Here is an 18,387-nt window from a genome sequence, read left to right as displayed (position 1 = left end):
CCTCATGACCGACAAGCCCATGCTCATCCTGATCGCCGGGCCATACCGCTCCGGCACCGACGGCGACCCACAGGCCATGGCCGCCAACCTCGCGCGTCTCGAAGCGGCCGCGTGGCCCGTGTTCGCCACCGGCCACCTCCCCGTGATCGGGGAGTGGGTCGCCCTGCCCGTCCTGCGCTCGGCCGGCGTGGGTCCCACCGACCCGCTCGCCGACCAGGTGCTCTACCCGACCGCCGAACGTCTGCTCGCGCACTGCGACGCCGTGCTGCGCCTGCCCGGCGCCTCCGCCGGAGCCGACCAGGACGTCGCCACCGCCCGCCGCCGCGGCCTGCCCGTCTACCACGACGTGGCACAGATCCCGCCTCATGCACCCGAGGAGGCCGCGTGACGCCCCGCCCCGGCATCGACAGCCCCGACCACCGTGGCCGCACCGGTCTCGACAGCGCCGGACGCGGCCTGGACCGCAACCCCGACGTCGTGATCCGCGAGGTCGAACTCACCTCCCGGGGCTGGCACGTACTGCGCCGCACCACCTTCGACCACCGCCGTCGCGACGGACGCTGGGTCACCCAGCAGCGCGAGACCTACGACCGCGGCAACGGGGCGGTGGTCCTGCCGTACGACGCCGAACGCCGCTGCGTCCTGCTCACCCGCCAGTTCCGCTACCCGGCCTACGTGAACGACCACCCCGACGGCATGCTGGTCGAAGCCGCGGCGGGGCTGCTCGACGCGGACGACCCGCCGACGGCCGTCCGGCGCGAGAGCGCCGAGGAGCTCGGCGTCGCGCTCGGCCCGCTCACCCACGTCCTCGACGCCTACATGAGCCCCGGCTCCGTCACCGAGCGGCTGCACTTCTTCGCCGCCGCCTACACCCCGGCGGACCGGACCGGGACCGGCGGCGGGCTGGAGGAGGACGGCGAGGACATCGAGGTCCTCGAACTCCCCTTCGCCGAGGCCCTCGCCATGACCCGCGACGGACGGATAGCCGACGGGAAGACCATCCTGCTGCTGCAGTGGGCGGCCCTGGACGGGCCCTTCGCCCCCGTGCCGGCCGGCCCCATCCGTCCACCGGCGTCCGTGGCGCGGCCGGGGAGCCCCACCGGCGGATCGTCGGTCAGCGGACGGTGACCCCGATCAGGCAGGTGTCGTCGTCGGTGTCGGAGCTGCTGTACCGCAGGAGGTGGTCGAGCCGGCGGTCGAGTTCCGTGAGGCCGTCCGCGTTCCCGGCGGTGGTCAGCAGGTCGTGGAGCGACTGCTCCAGGGAGCGGTCCCGGCGCTCGATCAGGCCGTCGGTGTACATCATCAGGGTGTCTCCGGCCTCCAGTCGGATCTCGCCCTCCTCGTAGTCGGCCTGGTCGATCGCGCCCAGCAGGATCCCGGAGACGGTGGGCAGTTCGGTCGCCCGGCCGTCGCGCACCAGGATGGGAGGGAGGTGGCCGGCCCTGGCCCAGCGCAGGGCCCGGGTCCGCGGTTGGTAGAGGGCGCAGATGGTCGTCGCGGTGACGTTGTCGGTCAGATGGTGGGTCACGGTGTTGAGCCAGCCCAGCAGCTGGCCCGGGCCGGCTCCGGTGGCGGCCAGTCCGCGCAGGGCGTTGCGCAGCGCGACCATGCCGGTGGCGGCTTCGATGCCGTGCCCGGCGACGTCGCCCACGCACAGGAGCACCTGGCCGGTGGGCAGCGCGAGGGCGTCGTACCAGTCGCCGCCGACCAGGTGGTCCTTCTCGGCGGGCCGGTAGCGCACCGCCACGTTCAGGTCGTGGAGGTCCAGCGGGCCGCGGCTGGGCGGCATGATGGCGTGCTGCAGCTGCAGGGCGAGCCGGTTGCGCTCGGCGGCCTGCTGCTCGGTGTGGGCGAGCTGGTCGCGGGTGGCGGCGAGCGCGACCTCGGTCCAGTGCTGGGCGGAGACGTCCTGGTAGGCGCCGCGGACGGCGCTGATGCGGGCGTCGGCGTCGAGGACGGGCTCGGCGACGACCCGGATGTGCCGGGCGATGCCGTCGGCGCGCTGGAGGCGGAAGGCGGTGGAGGCGGGCCGCCGGTGGTGCAGCAGGGTGCGCAGGAACCGGCCGATGGTGTGGCCGTCGTCGGGGTGCGCGTGGGCGGGCAGGCGTTCCAGCGGGACGGGGTCGGCGTGGGGCGCGAGGCCGTGGAGGTCGAACAGGGTGTCGTTCCAGACGATCTCGCCGGTGTGCAGGTTCTCCTCGAAGCCGCCGATGCGCCCGAGCCGCTGGGCGTGCTGGAGCAGGCTGGCGACGCGCGCGGTACCGTCCTCGGTCCGCCAGATGACGACGGCGCTGGTCCCGTGCCGGCTGATGCTCACCCGGGCCCGGGTGGTCAGCGGGACGCCGTCGACGAGCGCGGACAGGCTCATCCCCGGCGAGCGGAACGATTCGCCGGTCGCCAGGACGTGTTCGATCTTCTCGAAGAGGCCGCCCGGCTCGGCGGCCAGCGGGTAGGCCTCCAGCAGCCGGGCGCCGACGACGGCGCTGCGCGGTCGGCCGGCGAAGTCCTCGAAGTGGGGGTTGACGTGCAGGATCAGGTAGTCGGTAGCCCGGCCGGTCGCGTCGACGTCCGGTCGCATGACCAGGCAGGGATCGTGCAGGCCGTGGACCAGCTCCAGCAGGTCGGCGGTCTGCGGGTCGACGCCGTTGCCGTCACCGGCGGCCGGCCGGGACTCCAGGGCGGTGGCGCACAGCTCGGCGAGCGCCTCGAACTGCCGTTGCAGTGACTGGGACTGCGGCGGGAGGTCGCCGCTCCAGCAGACCTCCAGGACACCGGTGATCCGGCCGCCCGCTCCGGCCGGCACCGCCAGCCGTCCGCCCCCGAACTCCCGCTGACCGATCGACGGCAGCCCCGCCGCGGCCAGCGACTCGTAGACCGCGGGGCCGCGTTCGGTCAGTGCGCGGCGGGCCGGGACGGGCACACCGGGCGGGACGTGACGCCAGCGGATCGCCTCCTCGTCGGCGAAGCCGGCACTGCCGGCCAGGGTCAGGGACTGGTCGGAGTTGGCCGCCCAGATCGCCACCGCCTGTGCTCCGAGCGGCCGCAGAGCGTGTTCGAGGGCGGACTGGGCGACCGCCTGGACGTCGTCGGCGCCGAGCATGCCGGTTTCGGCGCTGCGCAGCCGAACGCCCACGGACGGTTCGCCGGTGGAGGCCAGGAACTCGCGGGCGACGTCGGCGATCCGGTCGTGCGAGGCCTGGTTGACCAGGTCGGCCGCCAGCTCCAGCACGGACAGGTTCGACTGGCTCGCGAGGTCTTCGAGCTGTCGGAGGGCGTCGGCGGGGCCGTAGCCCAGCCGCTCGACCAGGATTCCCTTGGCGAGTTCGACCAGCGCCCGGCCGTCGGCCTCGGCCCGCGCCACGGTGAGTTCACGGCGCAGTCGCTCGACGGTGACGGTCAGACGGCCGACGACGCCGGAGTCGAGCGGCTTCTCCGGGAGATGGTCGTCCGGTGTCCGCTGGACGATGACGGGCTGTGCGGACGCGGTGGGCGGGTCCGGGGCGTCGCCGCGGTTCGCCGCGGGGTGGGGGCGGTCGTCGGCGCCCCGGGGCGGTCGGCGGTCGCGCATCGGTCCCTCCTCGGGTTGCACTCGGTCCCTCCTCGGGGTGCACGGTGTCGGACGGAGCGGTCGGATCCCCTACGGGCGCAGCCACCGCTGGATGCAGGCGATGAGGTCGTGCGCGTCGACCGGCTTGGTGACGTAGTCGCTGGCGCCGGAGGCGAGGCTCTTCTCCCGGTCGCCGATCATCGCCTTCGCGGTGACGGCGATGATCGGCAGATCGACGTACGCGGGCATCGCACGGATGGCCGTGGTGGCCGCGTAGCCGTCCATCTCCGGCATCATGACGTCCATCAGGATCAGGTCGACACCGGCGTTGCGGGTGAGGGTGTCGATCGCGGCGCGTCCGTTCTCGGCCTGCAGGACCAGCATGCCGTGCAGTTCCAGGATCCCGGTGAGGGCGTACAGGTTGCGGTCGTCGTCGTCGACGACGAGCACGGTGCGGCCCGCGAGCGAGCCGTCGACGTCCTGGGGGAGCGGGGTGGCGGTGTCCTCGGCGCGCACCCGCGGCAGCACCTCGCCGGGCCGGTCCGCGCTCAGGTGCAGGGCGATGCGCTCGCGCAACTCGTCCAGGCTGGAGAGCAGTTCCAGCGGCTGCGTGGCGGCGCGGCGCTGCAGGAGCCGCTCCTGTTCGGTGCCGAGCCGCCGGTTGTCGTGGGCCAGGACGGGCATGCCGTGCAGCGCGGCGTCCCGTGCCATCTCCTCCAGGAAGTCCAGCGCCGCGCCGTTCGGCAGGTCCAGCTCCAGGACCACGCAGTGGCACGGCGTGGTGGCGAGCGTCTCGGCCGCCTCCCGGGCGCCGACCGTGGTGATGACCTCGACGGCGCCGCCGGGTCCGCCGAGGTCGGCCCGCCCGGCCAGGTCGGCGACGGCGCTCTCCGCGACGAGGGACAGCAGGCCGCGCCGGCGTTCCTCGATGACCAGCAGCCGCTTGGGCTGGACGGCCTCCGGCGCGCCGGGTCGGCCGGCCGGGTCCGCCGGGTCGGGCCGGTCCGGTTCGGTCGGGCCCCGGCCCGCGGGCTCCTGCGGGTCCTCGGCGCCCAGTACGACGAACTCCGCCCGGGCCGCGGGCAGGTAGAGCGAGAAGGTGCTGCCCCGGCCCGGAGCGCTCCGGGCCGTGATGGCGCCGCCGAGGAGGAAGGCGATCTCCCGGCTGATGGACAGGCCCAGGCCGGTGCCGCCGTACTTGCGGCTGGTGGTGCCGTCGGCCTGCTGGAACGCGCCGAAGACGCTCTCCAGGTGCTGGGGATCGATCCCGATGCCGGTGTCCACGACGTGGAAGGCGATCACCGGGCCGTCGTCGCGGCGGGCGGCCTCCGGCACCCGCGCGTCGTCCGCGACCTCGATGCGCAGGTCGACGCCGCCCCGCTCGGTGAACTTCACCGCGTTGGACAGGAGGTTCCGCAGGACCTGCCGCAGCCGGTAGTCGTCGGTGAGCAGTGCGGAGGGCACGCCGGCGCCGGTGGTGATCTGGAAGGTCAGGCTCTTCTGGCTGGTCAACGGCCGGAACGTGGCCTCGACGTAGTCGAGCAGCTTGCGCAGCGGGATGTGCTCCGGGGTGACGTCCATCTTCCCGGCCTCGACCTTGGACAGGTCGAGGATGTCGTTGATCAGCTGGAGCAGGTCGGAGCCGGCGGAGTGGATGATCCCGGCGTACTCGACCTGCTTGGCCGTCAGGTTGCGGGTGGGGTTCTGGGCGAGGAGCTGGGCGAGGATGAGCAGGCTGTTGAGCGGGGTGCGCAGCTCGTGGCTCATGTTGGCCAGGAACTCCGACTTGTAGGTGGAGGCCAGGGACAGCTGGTGCGCGCGGTCCTCCAGTTCCTGCCGGGCCTGCTCGATCTCCAGGTTCTTGGTCTCGATGTCCCGGTTCTGGGCGGCCAGGAGGGCGGCCTTCTCCTCCAGTTCGGCGTTGGAGGACTGCAGCTCCTCCTGCCGGGCCTGGAGCTCCGCGGAGCGGACCTGCAATTCGGAGGTAAGGCGCTGGGACTCGCCGAGCAGCTCGTCGGTGCGGGCGTTGGCGACGATGGTGTTCACGTTGACGCCGATGGTCTCCATCAGCTGTTCGAGGAAGGCCCGGTGCACCGCGGTGAAGTCCTGCACGGCGGCGAGCTCGATGACGCCCAGCACCTGGCCCTCGACGACGATCGGCAGCACGATCAGCGAGGTCGGTTCGGCCCGGCCCAGGCCCGAGGAGACGCTCACGTAGCCGGCCGGCAGCCGGTCGACGGCGATCGTGCGCCGGCTGCGGGCGGCCTGGCCCACGAAGGACTCGCCGAGCCTGAAGCGGGTCGCGGTCGTGCCGACCGGGAAGGCGTAGGAGCCGATCAGGGTGAGGAAGGTGGAGTCGCCGGCGTCCTCGGCGAGGTAGAAGGCGCCGTACTGGGCGGAGACGAGCGGGGTGATCTCATCCATGATCAGTTCGGCGACGACGGGCAGGTCGCGCCGGCCCTGCATCAGGGTGGAGATCCGGGCGAGGTTCGACTTGAGCCAGTCCTGGTCCTCGTTGGCCCGGGTGGTCTCGCGCAGGGACTCCACCATGAAGTTGATGTTGTCCTTGAGGTCGGCGACCTCTCCGGAGGCGTCCATGGTGATCGAGCGGGTCAGGTCGCCCTCGGCGACCGCGCCGGTGACCTCGGCGATCGCGCGCACCTGGCGGGTGAGGTTGCCGGCCAGCTCGTTGACGTTCTCGGTGAGCCGCTTCCAGGTGCCGGAGACGCCCTCGACCTCGGCCTGTCCGCCGAGCCGGCCCTCGCTGCCGACCTCGCGGGCCACCCGGGTCACCTCGGCGGCGAAGGCGCTCAACTGGTCGACCATCGTGTTGATGGTGGTCTTGAGTTCCAGGATCTCGCCGCGCGCGTCCACGTCGATCTTGCGGGTGAGGTCACCCCTGGCGACCGCGGTGGTGACCTGGGCGATGTTGCGGACCTGGCTGGTGAGGTTGTGCGCCATGAAGTTGACGTTGTCGGTGAGGTCCTTCCAGGTGCCCGCCACGTTCGGGACGCGGGCCTGTCCGCCGAGGGTGCCCTCGGTGCCGACCTCGCGGGCCACCCGGGTCACCTCGTCCGCGAAGGCGGAGAGCGTGTCGACCATGGTGTTGATGACGCCGGCCAGCGCGGCGACCTCGCCCTTGGCCTCCACGTTGATCTGCTGCGACAGGTCGCCCTTGGCGACGGCGGTGGCCACCTGGGCGATGGAGCGGACCTGGCCGGTGAGGTTGGAGGCCATCACGTTGACGTTGTCGGTGAGGTCCTTCCACGTGCCGGAGGCGCCGCGGACGGTGGCCTGGCCGCCGAGGTTGCCCTCGGTACCGACCTCGCGGGCCACCCGGGTCACCTCGTCCGCGAACGCGGACAGCTGGTCGACCATCGTGTTGATGGTCTCCTTCAGCTCCAGGATCTCGCCGCGGGCGTCCACCCGGATCTTCTGCGACAGGTCGCCCTGGGCCACGGCGGTGGTCACCTCGGCGATGGAGCGGACCTGGGCGGTGAGGTTGTCGGCCATCACGTTGACCGACTCGGTGAGGTCCCGCCAGGTGCCCGCGACTCCCGGCACCCGGGCCTGTCCGCCGAGCCGGCCCTCGCTGCCGACCTCGCGGGCCACCCGGGTCACCTCGGCGGCGAAGGAGGAGAGCTGGTCGACCATGGTGTTGACGGTGTTCTTGAGTTCCAGGATCTCGCCGCGCGCGTCCACGTCGATCTTCTGGGAGAGGTCGCCCTTGGCGACGGCGGTGGCGACCTGGGCGATGTCGCGGACCTGGGTGGTGAGATTGCCGGCCATCGCGTTGACGGAGTCGGTCAGGTCCTTCCACGTCCCCGACACGCCGGGCACCGCCGCCTGTCCGCCGAGCCGGCCCTCGGTGCCGACCTCCCGGGCGACCCGGGTCACCTCGGAGGTGAACAGCGAGAGCTGGTCGACCATGCCGTTGAACACGGTGGCGATCTCGCCCAGCAGGCCGTCGGCGTCGCCGGGCAGCCGGGTTCCGAAGTCGCCGTCGCGTACGGCGGTCAGCCCGGCCAGCAGGCGCCGCAGGTCCGCTTCGTCGACCTGTGCGGTGCCGCTCGTCGTGCGCTGTGCCTGCGGCTTCGTCGTGCCGGCCATCGGGACGTCGCTTCCTCGTAGGGCGCCGGGCCGCGGGCCCGTCACAGTCAACGCCCGCCCCGGCTCCGCACCCGACCAGGGGCCGTGTCACGAAGCCGTGCCGGGCACCCGTCCGTACCGCCAGGGACGCTACCGCACCCGCTTCGACGGGGGCGAACCCCCGGGCGGGCCCGCTCCTTGCCCCTGGGGCCTGCCGAGGTGTGGCGGCTTCTCCCGGCTCCCGGCGGGGTCAGGCCTCGGCCAGGAGTTCGGCGCGCAGGCCCGCCAGGATGCGGGTGAGCAGCCGGGACACGTGCATCTGCGAGATGCCCAGCCGGCGGCCGATCTCACCCTGGGTCAGTTCGGCGCCGAAGCGCAGGGAGAGGATGGCGCGGTCGCGCTCCGGCAGGGCGGCGATGAGCGGCTTGAGGGTCTCCAGGCAGAGCACGGTCTCGAAGGCGCCCTCCTCCTGCGCGATCCGGTCGCCCAGCGCGTCGCCGCCGTCCGCCCGGTCCTTTCCGGGCAGCGGGGCGTCGAGCGAGCCGGCGCTCTCCGCCCGGGAGGCGATCAGGCCCTCGCGCACCTCGTCCTCGGTCAGGTCCAGGTGCGCGGCCAGCTCGGCGGGGGTGGGAGCGCGGTCCAGCAGCTGCTCCATCGCGTCGCTGGTCCTGGCCAGCGTCAGACGCAGTTCCTGCAGGCGGCGGGGGACGTGCACCATCCAGCCGGTGTCGCGGAAGAAGCGCTTGATCTCCCCGCGCACGGTCGGCAGCGCGAAGGTGGAGAACTCGACCCCGAACGACGGGTCGAAGCGGTCGATGGCCTTGATCAGGCCGATCGTGGCGACCTGGATGATGTCCTCGACCGGCTCCTTGCGGTGGGTGAACCGGCTCGCCGCGAACTTCACCAGGGCCATGTTCAGTTCGACCAGGGTGCCGCGTACGTACGAGTACTCGGCGGTGCCCTCCTCGGCCGCGCGCAGGCGGGCGAACAGCACCTTCGACAGCTCGCGCGCGTCCGCCGGGCACACCTGCGCCGGCCGGTCCGCCGCGATCCCCAGTTGCGCGGCCACCCGGGCGAAGTCGGCTGAACCGGTCACCTCGGCACCGATCACGACCGGACCGGCTGCGAGGGTCGAAGAGCCGTTGGTGCGGGCAGTGGTCGAAGGGCGGGACGCGACGGTCGGCATGCTCTCTCCTCTGCTGGTGATCATTCGCTCGGGACGACGGGACTCACGTGCCCCGCCTCGCCCCGAACAGACCCCTCTTCGCCATGAGGCCCCATCATCTCCACGTCGTCGCCACATTCCGGCGGGCTGCTCGACCGCCTCCGCCGGGAGGTCCGCCCGCGTGCGGACGCCGCCGCGGTCACCCCGGACGGTCGTGCCGCCGCAAAATAGTAGCCATGGACATAGTAGCCATGTACTCTATATCGCATGAGCAAGGGTTCAACGGGCCCCACGCCCGGCTTCCTGGTATGGCGGCTCGCCAACAAGTGGCGCGTCGCGGTCGATCGCGCGGTGGCTCCACTGGGCCTCACCCACGCGCAGTACTCGCTGGTCGCGTCGCTGCACGGCATGCAGCGCGCCGGTGAGCGGCCCAGTCAACGCCGGCTCGCCGATCACACCGGCCTGGAGGCGCTCTACGTCTCGAAGCTGGCGCGCGCGCTGGAGTCGGCCGGTCTGATCGAACGCACCCGCGACCCCCGTGACCCGCGCGCCGTGCAGCTCGCCCTCACGGAGCAGGGCCAGGCCGTCACGCGGCAGGCCGTCGCGGTGGTCCAGGAGCTGCATCGGCAGTTGCTGGAGCCGCTCGGCGGCCTCGACGCGCCACGGGCGCGCGCGTTCACCGACGAGCTGACGGCCCTGCTCGACGTACCTCTCGCGCCATCACCACCGAACGACGACAGCACTCAGGGGGCAACACCATGACCACCGCCGCAGTCACCGCCGCCGCGCCCGTCGCCGACGCCCGCGCCCTCGGCCTGGCCCACTACGCCGCCCGCGGCGTCCTGGAGCACGTCCTGGCCCGGCACGGCATCACCTTCCAGCAGCAGGTCGCCCTGCGCGCCGCCGTCACCGCCGACGCCCCGCGGACGGCGGACCAGCTCGTCGCCCAGGTCCGGGGCTCCCTCAAGGCCGATCCGGTCGACGTCCGCGCCACCCTCGACGCGCTGCTGGCCGAGCAGCTGCTCGTGGCGGACGGCGCCCACCTGCGTCCCACGGGCGCGGGGCGCGAGCTGCTCGCCGCCGTCGGCGCGCAGACCGCCCCCGTCACCGCCCGCATCTGGGGCGCGATACCCGCCGAGGACCTCGCCGCCGCCGGTCGCGTCCTCGCCCTGGTCGCGGAGCGCGCCAACGCGGAGCTTGCGGCGCTGACCGACTGACCGACCGGCGCGACCGGCCCGGCCGGGTCCGCGGGCGGTCCGTGGCCGGCCGGTGGCGGCGGGTTCGTGGACCGCCTCGGCGCGCCGTCCGGCCTCCGTGCCCTCCGGCCCCCGCGCCGTCCGGCTCGCAGGGTCCGGGGCCGGGCCTCAGTCGGCCGCGACCGGCAGGAGGCCGCGCTCGGCGAAGACCTTCTTGGCGACGAAGGTGGCGTTGAGGGCCTTCGGGAAGCCGCAGTAGGCGGCGGAGTGCAGCAGCGTCTCGACGATCTCCTCGGGGGTGAGGCCGACATTGAGGGAGGCGTTGATGTGGACGTCCAGCTGGGGTTCGCAGCCGCCGAGCGCGGTGAGCATGCCCAGGGTCACCAACTGGCGGTCGCGCGGCGCGAGTCCGGGGCGCTGGTAGATCTCGCCGAATCCCCAGGCGACGATCTGGTGGCCCAGTTCGGGGCTGATTCCGGCCAGCGCGTCGACCACCCGCTGCCCGGCCTCGCCGTCGATGCGGGTCAGCATCTCGATGCCGCGCTCGTAGCGGTCCTGCCGGGTCTCGGCGGCGTTCGGGGAGATGGTCATGGCGTTGCTCCGTTTCGGTGGCGCGTCGGCACCTTCTCGTGGTGTCCGGTCCTGGCAAGACCGTAGAACTTGGAGTGCGCTCGAACTCAACTCCGACATGCCGACCGCCCGTTGGCCGCCTCGGGAGCCGCCACCCGCGACGCCCGGCCGTGGGCCCTCGTCGCCCGCGGCGGATCGCACGGCTCGACCGGGCCAGAAGATATTCCTTGACGCGAATATTCCCTCTGAAGAATACTTGTCTCCATGGACGCACTCCTCTCCGCGCTGGCCGATCCCGCCCGCTGGCGGCTCGTGAGCCTGCTGGCCGAGCGGCCCCGCCCGGTCGGGGTTCTCGCCCGCCTCGCCGAAGCGCGGCAGCCGCAGACGACCAAGCACCTGCAGGCCCTCGAACGCGCCGGCGTCGTCACCTCCCAGCGCACCGGCCAGCGCCGCATCTACGCGCTCCGGTCCGGCCCCCTGCGGGATCTGGCGGCCGAGCTCAGCCGGCTGGCCGACACCGCGGACCAGGCCGGCGGCCCGGGCGAGACGTACGACCGCTACGCGCTCGGCGTCCACGCGGAGCGGCTCGCCGCGGGGGAGTCGGGGTGGGCCGACGGCCGGTCGTTCCGATTCCTCCGGTCGCTGCCGGGCCGTCCCGACGAGGTCTGGCGCCACCTGGTCGAGGCCCCTCTGCTCGCCCGGTGGTGGACGCCCGACGACCTCCGCGTCTCCGAGCTCGTCCTCGAGGCGCGACCGGGTGGCCGGATCGTCCAGGAGTACCGCGATGCCGAGGACACCGACGGCTCCGACCCGGTCGCCGGGCGCGCGGAGGGAACCGTCGAGGAAGTGCGCCCCGGCGAGCGCCTCGCCTACCGGCTCTCCCCGCTGCTCCCCGACGGCGGCACCGCGTTCACCGCCCACGTCGAACTCGGCCTCCGGTCGACCGGCACCGACACGAGCGCGGGGTCGGGCACGGAGCTGGACGTCCACTGGCGAATCGCCGACAGCACCGTCGACTCCGCGGACTTCATCGCGGGCATCGAGATCGGCTTCGGCCAGAGCCTCGACAAGCTCGCGGCCACCCTCGCCGCAGACGCGCAGGCGGACACGCACGGCACCGCCACCCATATCGACACCGATGCCGATCGAGGCACCGACACCGACCCGAGGACGACGAAATGACTGAGCAGACCGCAGGCCGCAGGGTCGTCACCAACATGAGCGTCTCCCTCGACGGCCACTACGCCGGGCGCGACCCCCTGGACATGAGCTGGGTGATGCCGTACGCCCACACCGACGTCGCCCGCGACCACCTGACCAGCCTCTGGGAGCCGGCGACGACGGCCCTGCTCGGTCGGGTCAACGCCGAGGGGTTCCTCGGCTTCTGGCCCACCGTCGTCGGCATGGCGGGTGTCGACCCGCGCGACAAGCGCTTCGCGCAGTGGCTCGTCGACACCGACAAGGTGGTCCTCTCCTCCACCCTCGGCGAGTCGGCCCCCGGCGAGGCGCCGTGGGAGCGGACGACCGTTGTCGACAAACCGACCGCCGAGGTGGTCGCGGACCTCAAGGCCACCGAGGGCGGCGACATCCTCGTGCTCTCCAGTGCGAGCGTCATCAAGGCGCTGCTGGCGGCCGACCAGGTCGACCGGCTGGCGCTGACGGTCTTTCCGCTCTTCCTCGGCGCTGGGCCGCGCCTCTTCGACGACGGTCTGCCCGCGGGCAGGTGGGCGCTCGTCAGCCAGACCGCGGGCGAGCACGGCACGCTGTCCGTCGTCTACGACCGGGTCCGCTGAGCCCCCGCCCGTTCGGGGTCGCCCGCCCGGGGCCGGGACCGGCGTTCATCGTCGGCGGCCGCGACGGTGGTGTTCGCCGTTCCGGGCCGGGGCCGGGCCCCGCGGTCGACGGCTCAACCCTGCGACGGGGCCGATCGGGCCGGCCACACCGTGCGCGGACCGAGTACTCGGGCGCCGAGGGCGGTGACACGGGCCCGCAGGCCGCGGTCCGCGGTGACGACCCGGCAGTCCCGCCCCGGCCGGGCGGCCAGCGCCTCCTCGACCAGCCCGACGATCCGGTCGTCGCCGGACCCGGGCGCGGCGACGACCCGGACCCCGGGCACCGCGGCGACCCCGCGGGCGGCGCCTTCCACGACCAGGACCACCTCCACCGGTCCGGCACCCACCCCGTCCCGCTCCGCCGGTCCGTGCCGCGCGACGACGACCAACGCGTCGCGCAGCCGCTCGGCCGCACCCCGGCGGTCCCGCCACCAGCCGTCGGGCACCGAACCCACCACATTGGCGGCATCCACCACCAGTAGCGGCACCGACCCGTCCGCCCCGCCGACCTCACGCTCACCCATGGCCCGCAAGCCTGCCACGCCCGGCCCTCGCCCGCCGCCCCGGGGAGCGGTGGAGACGCGCCCGCGATGAGGGCCCGGTGTCACAGGGCGTCGGCGCGGAACCGGCGGTGGACGGGAGCAGGCGGCGGACAGCCCGGGCCCGACCCGTCCGGCCCGATCGCCGACTGCTGGCATCCGCCCAGCCGGTGTCCTCGAAGTCGCCCGTCAAGGCGCCCGCCGGGACCCCCGCCGAGGCACCGGCCAAGACCCCCACCGAGGACCCGAAGGGCCAGGGGGGCGCCTGGACTCCGGGGCCGAGGCCGGTGCCGACGCTGCCGACGCCACCGACCAGCTGCCCGCCCGGCCACCTGATCGCTTGGGACGGCTGCCACCCGCTGGGGCCGGTGATCACCCTTCCTCCCGTGACCATCCGCCCCGAGCCGAACGTCGTTCCCAGCACGGTCGACCGCTGACCGAGGAGCAGGGACCAGGGCCCTGCCGCCGCCGGTCCGCGGTGGCAGGGCCCGTCACTCGTAGCGGATCCTCGGGTCGAGCACGGCGTACAGCAGGTCCACGAGCAGGTTGGTGAGCAGGTAGACCAGTACCAGCAGCGTCACCACGCCGATGATGATCGTGCCCTGCTTCTGGTACACGGCGCGGGCGAGCAGGCCGCCGATGCCGTGCACGTTGAAGATGCTCTCGGTGATGACCGCGCCGCCCATCAGTCCGCCGAGGTCGACGCCGAGGAAGGTGACGATCGGGATCAGCGCGTTGCGCAGGGCGTGTCGGCCGATCACCCGGCGGCGCTTCAGGCCCTTGGCGACCGCGGTGCGGACGTAGTCCGCGCGCATGGTCTCCATCAGGCTGGTGCGGGTCAGCCGCGCCGCGTAGGCCAGTGAGGTGGACGCCAGTACGAACGCGGGCAGCAGGTAGGCCCGTAGCCCGTCCTCGTCGTTGAAGGAGACCGGGAAGAAGTCGACACCGTAGTCGGTCTTGAGTTTGACGCCCAGCAGCAGCTGGAGCACGAAGCCGGTGACGAAGACCGGGATCGAGATCACGAACAGCGTGCTGACCAGGACCAGTTGGTCCAGGAAGCCGCCCTTGCGCAGTGCCGCCAGGACGCCCGCCAGGACACCGATGACCGCCTCGATGACGAAGGCCACCAGGGAGAGGTTCACGGTGTAGGGGAAGGACTCGCCGATCATGTCGCCGACCGACCGACCGGTCAGGCTCTCGCCCAGGTCGCCCTGGAAGACCCCCGAGATGTAGTACCAGTACTGGAGGAGGAACGGGTCGTTCAGGTGGTATTTCTGGCGGATCATCTCCGCCACGAGCGGATTGACGCGCCTGTCGCCGGCCAGCGCCTGCACCGGGTCGCCGGGCAGCGCGAAGACCACGGCGTAGAGCAGGAACGTCGCGCCGATCAGCACCGGGAGCGCCTGTAGCAGTCGGCGGATGACATAGCGGCCCATCGGACCTCCGTACGTTCGGGCGGGCGAGGAGGGCGGGAGGAGCCGGGCTGTCGACCGGGTCCGCCTGCCCGGGGCCGGCCGACCGGTGGCCCGGTGGCGGGGGCGGGACGGCGTTGCCCTGAAGTGAGGAACGGGGCGGTCGGCGGGCCCGGTTCAGTCGTACAGGGAGCGACGTGCGGGGGTGCGCCGCCCCGTTGCGCGGACCGCCGGCCGGGGGAGGCCCCGGCCGGCGGCGCCGGTGCGGGCTCGGGGTGGTGCTACGTCAGGACGAGCAGGGCGGCCAGGGCGGGCCCGAGCGCGCCGCCGAGCTGGTAGCAGAGGACGAACAGGCCGATGGCGGTGGGGCGGTGGTGCTGGGGCGCGCTCTTGGCGGCGTGCAGGGACAGGACGGCGTTGCTGCCGGCGGAGACGAACACGGCCGCCGTGGCGGTGCACAGGAGGAGCAGCGGCCAGGTGGCGAGGGCCGCGGTGAGCGGGGCGAGGACGGCGAGGGTGATCAGGAGGGCGAGGACCGCGCGGTGGCCGAGGCGCACGGAGGCCGCGGCGAGGAGCCAGGACAGTGCCGAGCCGATCAGCAGGGCGATGAGCTGCCCGGTGCCGATGAGGTCCGTGCTCCAGGACGTCCGCTGCTGGATCAGCCGCGGCAGGCTGAACAGGAGGGTGAAGTACGAGGTCGAGAAGGCGCAGGCGAGGAGCGCGGATCCGACGAAGGCGCGTGAGCGCAGCAGGGCGGTCGGAACGAAGCCGTCGGGGTGGCGTCGCACGTGGACCGCGAGGAGGGCGGCGGTGGCGAGGGCGGCGCCGGCGGCCGCGAGCGGTGCGGTGGGCAGGAGGACGAGCGCCGAGGCCAGCGCCACCACGAGCCCGGCCCCCGTGGCGTCGAAGGGGGTGTCGGCGGGTCGGGCGGAGTGTGCGTGACGCCAGACGGCGGGTATCGCGACGAGTGCGAGGGTGGAGAGCGCGAGGGCCGGCCGCCAGGAGAGCGCGTCCGCGATCCGTGAGCCGAGCAGGGGCGCGGAGGCACCGAGCACCCCGAACCCCGCGGTGATGACCCCCATCCGCCGGGCCGAACCGGCCAGGTTCATCGCCACCGCCACGAGCCCCGCGCCGCCGGCTGCCTGGACGGCCCGCCCGACGAGCATGAGGGGGAGCCAGGGGGAGGTGGTGAGCAGCGCGGTGCCGGCCAGGACGGCCGCCCCGCTGGCGACGAGGGTCGGTCGTAGCCCCCGCTGCCTGATCAGGGCGGCGAACAGCGGCGTACCGATGGTCATCGCCCAGGCGAAGACGGTGACCAGCCAGGTCGCGGTCGTGGTGGAGACCCCGAGCGAGCGGGCCATGTCGGGCAGGATCAGCACGGGTGCGTTGGCGCCCATGGCGATGGGCGTGGCGAGCAGGGCCAGCCAGAGGGCGGCCGGTGGCCGGGTGGACGGTGCCCCGCCGGTGCGGGGTGGTGCGGTGCGGGCCGTGGCGGTGGTGGTGGGAACGGCTGCGGACATGGTGACTCCCTGAGCGGGCACGGGGCCCCGGGCCGACCGGGGACGAGGGGACGAGGCTGCGGCGGGCCGGGGCGCGGACATGGCGCGCTCCGTTCGTTCAAGACTGAGAGTTTCAACGTTGAGATAAAACACCCCGCGATCTTTCAACGTCAAGTCTTTTAAGGTTGAGATATCCTCGGGGCGACACGGCAGCGACCCGAGGGAGAGCGATGAGCGGCGGCGACAGCGACGCGGTGGACGAGATCGTCCAGCAGTGGGTGACGGAGCGCCCCGATCTGGCCGACCGGCTCTGGCCGGTGCAGGTGCTCGGCCGGCTCCAGCGCCTCGGCACGGCGCTCGACAGGGAGCTCAAGGCCTTCGCCGCCGAACGCGACCTGGAACTGGGCGAGTTCGACGTCCTCGCCACCCTGCAGCGGTCGGGCCCGCCCTACGAGCTGACCGCGGGGGCCTTCCGCAAGGCCGCCATGGTGACCAGCGGTGCCATCACCAACCGCATCGACCGCATGGAGGCGAAGGGCCTGGTCGAGCGGGTGCGGGGTGCCGAGGACCGGCGCTCCGTGAGGATCAGGCTCACCGAGAAGGGAATGGCGGTGACCCGCGAGTACATCGCGGACCACCTGGCCCACGAGGCCCGCATGCTGGAGCTGTTCGAGCGCGCGGAGTGCGAGGAGCTCGCCGGGATGCTGCGCCGGCTGCTCGTCTCCTTCGGGGACACCGCCGTCACGTGAGGCCCGGGGGCGCACCCGCCGGCCGCCCGCGGTGGCCGGCCGGGTCCCGTCCGCGCCCGTCCGCGCATCGGGCGGACCACCCCGCTGACCGGACGGCCGCTGTGGCCCCGGTCACCTGTGCGGCACCTCACATCCGCTGCCGACGGCGGCCCCGACATCCGTCCTGACCTGCTGGTTTCCCTGCGAACAACCCCCTGCCCGACCGGCGGGAACGGTGCGAGCTGACGGTCCGCAGGTTGCGAAGGACGCGTCGCTTCGCCCAGGCTCCCCCCTCGACGGGCTCTCCTCCGCTCCTGCCGCGGATGGAGCCCGTCCGTCTCGAGGGGGGCAGGAAAGGTACTGCCACAGCATGACAACCCTGCGTAAGAACACTCGACACCGCCGGGCCACACCGGCGCCCTGGAAGCGGCTGACCGTCGCCGCACTCGCGGCCGCGGCCGTGACCACCGGCACCGTGACCTGGGCGGCGCAGTCCGAGGCGGCCACCAGCCCGGTCACCGTCGACTCGCTCGACATCACGCCGGGCTCGCCCGCGCCGAACTCGGCCGTGACCGCGACCGCCAAGGTGCACGCGGGCAAGCGGCTCAAGCTGCAGAGCCTCACCATCGCCGTACGCTCCGCGAGCGGTGCCAACTACGACTTCCCCGGGGCCACCGCCACCACGCTGGACACCCGGCAGACCACCTTCACACCCAAGAGCCGGACGTTCCCGGCCGGGGCGTACACGTACTTCGTGGCCTACAAGGCCTTGGACGGCTGGCACAACCTGACGCCGGTCCGCACGTTCACGTCGGGCGGCGCCGCGGTGACCCCGTCACCCACGCCGACCCCGTCGCCGACCGCGACCGCCACGCCGACGCCGACCGCCACGCCGACGCCCACGGCCACCGCCACGCCGACCACGACCCCGTCGCCCACGACCCCCGCCGCGGGCAGTGGCCCGCTGGGCATCGCGGGCAGCTGGCGCCCGGTGTTCGCGGACGAGTTCAACGGCAGCAGCGTCGACAGCGCCAAGTGGACGCCCAACTGGTTCGGCTGCCAGACCTGCACCACGCAGCCGGTCAACCCCGACATCGAGCTGGCGGCCTACGCCCCGTCGCAGTCCACCGTCGGCGGCGGCTCGCTGCACCTGAACATCGCCCAGCAGCCGACCACGGTCAACGGCAAGACCTACCCGTACCGCTCCGGCATGCTGTCCTCCAACGGCAAGGCGGAGTTCACCTACGGTGCCTTCGAGGCGCGGATCTACCTGCCCGCCGACGGCTCGCAGATCGCCAACTGGCCGGCGTTCTGGACGGACGGTCACAACTGGCCGGCCGACGGCGAGATGGACATCATGGAGGGCCTGGGCGGCCAGGCCTGCTACCACTACCACTCGCCGTCCGGCGGCCCGGGCGGCTGCGCCACCGGCAACTACAGCGGCTGGCACACCTACGGCGCCGAGTGGAAGCCGGGTTCGGTGACCTACTTCTACGACGGGAAGCAGGTCGGGCAGATCACCAGCGGCATCAGCTCGTCGCCGCAGTACCTGATCCTCAACAACGCCGTCTGGAACGGCGGCGGCCCGTCGGCGGTGCCGGGCGACATGCAGGTCGACTACGTGCGGGTCTGGCAGCACTGACCCGCCCCGTCGTCGCACCGGGCCCGCCCGCCGCGCCGCCCGACCGCACGAAACGGCTGTGGCCCGACCCCCCGGGGGGGGGGGCCCCCCCCCATTTCGGTGGCACCCCGAACCGGGCGGGCGGCCCCCGGGCCCGCGCCCCGCGGGGCGCCCCCGTGGGTTCCCGCG

Annotated in this window: 16 protein-coding genes; 9 read left to right on the top strand and 7 right to left on the bottom strand. The window is 73.2% G+C overall.

The window, feature by feature from the left end; translation table 11 throughout:
* The first annotated feature begins 4 nt into the window (after positions 1 to 4).
* A complete protein-coding gene (locus ACFVYI_RS14145) occupies positions 5 to 388 on the top strand; it encodes a DUF4406 domain-containing protein (RefSeq protein WP_387884794.1) in 384 nt (127 codons plus the stop codon).
* Positions 385 to 1,128 (top strand): NUDIX domain-containing protein, encoded by a 744-nt coding sequence (locus ACFVYI_RS14140; RefSeq protein ID WP_387884791.1) that lies wholly within the window; start codon positions 385 to 387, stop codon positions 1,126 to 1,128. The genes ACFVYI_RS14145 and ACFVYI_RS14140 overlap by 4 nt, the downstream gene beginning before the upstream one ends.
* On the opposite strand, the gene ACFVYI_RS14135 is transcribed toward ACFVYI_RS14140, so the two are convergent.
* The 3 genes from ACFVYI_RS14135 to ACFVYI_RS14125 form a co-directional block, all read right to left on the bottom strand.
* Positions 1,115 to 3,568, bottom strand: a complete 2,454-nt coding sequence (locus tag ACFVYI_RS14135) for a SpoIIE family protein phosphatase (protein ID WP_387884788.1) — start codon at positions 3,566 to 3,568, stop codon at positions 1,115 to 1,117. The genes ACFVYI_RS14140 and ACFVYI_RS14135 overlap by 14 nt on opposite strands.
* 69 nt (positions 3,569 to 3,637) lie before the next feature.
* Positions 3,638 to 7,657: a HAMP domain-containing protein gene (locus ACFVYI_RS14130; RefSeq protein ID WP_387884785.1), complete on the bottom strand. Its 4,020-nt coding sequence runs from the start codon at positions 7,655 to 7,657 to the stop codon at positions 3,638 to 3,640.
* A 229-nt stretch (positions 7,658 to 7,886) separates the two neighbouring features.
* Positions 7,887 to 8,822 (bottom strand): SigB/SigF/SigG family RNA polymerase sigma factor, encoded by a 936-nt coding sequence (locus ACFVYI_RS14125; RefSeq protein ID WP_387884784.1) that lies wholly within the window; start codon positions 8,820 to 8,822, stop codon positions 7,887 to 7,889.
* Positions 8,823 to 9,068: 246 nt separating this feature from the next.
* Between ACFVYI_RS14125 and ACFVYI_RS14120 the strand changes: the two genes are divergently transcribed.
* Positions 9,069 to 9,563: a MarR family winged helix-turn-helix transcriptional regulator gene (locus ACFVYI_RS14120; protein ID WP_387884782.1), complete on the top strand. Its 495-nt coding sequence runs from the start codon at positions 9,069 to 9,071 to the stop codon at positions 9,561 to 9,563.
* Positions 9,560 to 10,018, top strand: coding sequence for a MarR family transcriptional regulator (locus tag ACFVYI_RS14115; protein WP_387884780.1), 459 nt, complete (start codon positions 9,560 to 9,562; stop codon positions 10,016 to 10,018). The genes ACFVYI_RS14120 and ACFVYI_RS14115 overlap by 4 nt, the downstream gene beginning before the upstream one ends.
* 147 nt (positions 10,019 to 10,165) lie before the next feature.
* On the opposite strand, the gene ACFVYI_RS14110 is transcribed toward ACFVYI_RS14115, so the two are convergent.
* Positions 10,166 to 10,588 carry a carboxymuconolactone decarboxylase family protein gene (locus ACFVYI_RS14110; RefSeq protein ID WP_387884778.1) on the bottom strand — a complete coding sequence of 141 codons (423 nt, stop codon included), beginning with the start codon at positions 10,586 to 10,588 and terminating at the stop codon, positions 10,166 to 10,168.
* A gap of 243 nt (positions 10,589 to 10,831) precedes the next feature.
* On the opposite strand from ACFVYI_RS14110, the gene ACFVYI_RS14105 reads away from it, so the two are divergent.
* Together ACFVYI_RS14105 and ACFVYI_RS14100 are read left to right on the top strand one after the other, a co-directional pair.
* Complete coding sequence (locus tag ACFVYI_RS14105; protein WP_387884775.1) at positions 10,832 to 11,749, top strand: metalloregulator ArsR/SmtB family transcription factor; 918 nt, start codon at positions 10,832 to 10,834, stop codon at positions 11,747 to 11,749.
* Positions 11,746 to 12,360 (top strand): dihydrofolate reductase family protein, encoded by a 615-nt coding sequence (locus ACFVYI_RS14100; protein WP_387884774.1) that lies wholly within the window; start codon positions 11,746 to 11,748, stop codon positions 12,358 to 12,360. The genes ACFVYI_RS14105 and ACFVYI_RS14100 overlap by 4 nt, the downstream gene beginning before the upstream one ends.
* A 113-nt stretch (positions 12,361 to 12,473) precedes the next feature.
* Here the strand turns inward: ACFVYI_RS14100 and ACFVYI_RS14095 are convergent, their stop codons facing one another.
* A complete protein-coding gene (locus ACFVYI_RS14095) occupies positions 12,474 to 12,923 on the bottom strand; it encodes an NTP pyrophosphohydrolase (protein ID WP_387884772.1) in 450 nt (149 codons plus the stop codon).
* A 185-nt stretch (positions 12,924 to 13,108) separates the two neighbouring features.
* On the opposite strand from ACFVYI_RS14095, the gene ACFVYI_RS14090 reads away from it, so the two are divergent.
* Entirely contained in the window at positions 13,109 to 13,375 is a 267-nt protein-coding gene (locus tag ACFVYI_RS14090; RefSeq protein ID WP_387884770.1) for a hypothetical protein, read from the top strand.
* Between the two features lie 54 nt (positions 13,376 to 13,429).
* Here the strand turns inward: ACFVYI_RS14090 and ACFVYI_RS14085 are convergent, their stop codons facing one another.
* Entirely contained in the window at positions 13,430 to 14,374 is a 945-nt protein-coding gene (locus tag ACFVYI_RS14085) for an ABC transporter permease (RefSeq protein WP_387884769.1), read from the bottom strand.
* 257 nt (positions 14,375 to 14,631) lie between these two features.
* Complete coding sequence (locus ACFVYI_RS14080; protein WP_387884766.1) at positions 14,632 to 15,870, bottom strand: MFS transporter; 1,239 nt, start codon at positions 15,868 to 15,870, stop codon at positions 14,632 to 14,634.
* A 209-nt stretch (positions 15,871 to 16,079) separates the two neighbouring features.
* Here ACFVYI_RS14080 and ACFVYI_RS14075 point away from each other — a divergent pair, with 209 nt between their 5' ends.
* Together ACFVYI_RS14075 and ACFVYI_RS14070 are read left to right on the top strand one after the other, a co-directional pair.
* Positions 16,080 to 16,598: a MarR family winged helix-turn-helix transcriptional regulator gene (locus ACFVYI_RS14075; RefSeq protein WP_387884763.1), complete on the top strand. Its 519-nt coding sequence runs from the start codon at positions 16,080 to 16,082 to the stop codon at positions 16,596 to 16,598.
* A 349-nt stretch (positions 16,599 to 16,947) separates the two neighbouring features.
* Positions 16,948 to 18,219, top strand: coding sequence for a family 16 glycosylhydrolase (locus tag ACFVYI_RS14070; RefSeq protein ID WP_387884761.1), 1,272 nt, complete (start codon positions 16,948 to 16,950; stop codon positions 18,217 to 18,219).
* Positions 18,220 to 18,387 lie beyond the last annotated feature (168 nt).

This window comes from Kitasatospora sp. NPDC058218, assembly GCF_042882445.1.
Classification (GTDB): Bacteria; Actinomycetota; Actinomycetes; order Streptomycetales; family Streptomycetaceae; genus Kitasatospora.
The sequence above is the reverse complement of the archived record's forward strand: the minus strand, read 5'-3'. Positions and strand labels throughout refer to the sequence as shown.